Source organism: Amycolatopsis echigonensis (genome assembly GCF_014174495.1).
GTDB lineage: Bacteria > Actinomycetota > Actinomycetes > Mycobacteriales > Pseudonocardiaceae > Amycolatopsis > Amycolatopsis echigonensis.
Genome location: NZ_JACJHR010000291.1, coordinates 1 through 317, shown reverse-complemented (window position 1 = coordinate 317; position 317 = coordinate 1). Strand labels below are relative to the sequence as shown.

The 317-nt window shown below is 63.4% G+C and carries 1 protein-coding gene; it reads right to left on the bottom strand.

The genetic code is table 11. From position 1 onward, the window contains the following. Nucleotides 1-23: 23 nt before the first annotated feature. The coding region (locus tag H5411_RS46820; RefSeq protein ID WP_183128061.1) for an IS3 family transposase at nt 24-317 on the bottom strand (294 nt) is incomplete at its 5' end.

Sequence of the window (317 nt, the reverse complement as noted above, 5' to 3'; positions counted from 1 at the left end):
TTGACACCGGGGCTGACTGTTTCTCAGGCCGCTGACGTGGCCGTGTAGATGGTCTCAAACTCGACTGGGGTGAGCTTGCCCAGGGTGCGTTGGCGGCGTTTGCGGTGGTATTTCGTCTCGATCCAGGACACGATCGCCAACCGGAGTTCCTCGCGGGTGCGCCACCGCCGGGTATCGAGAACATTCTTCTGCAGCAACGAAAAGAACGACTCCATCGCAGCGTTGTCACCACACGCCCCGACCCGCCCCATCGACCCGGTCAGCCCATGGCCGTGCAGCAGACGCCGATAGGCTCCCGACCGGAATTGAGCGCCGCG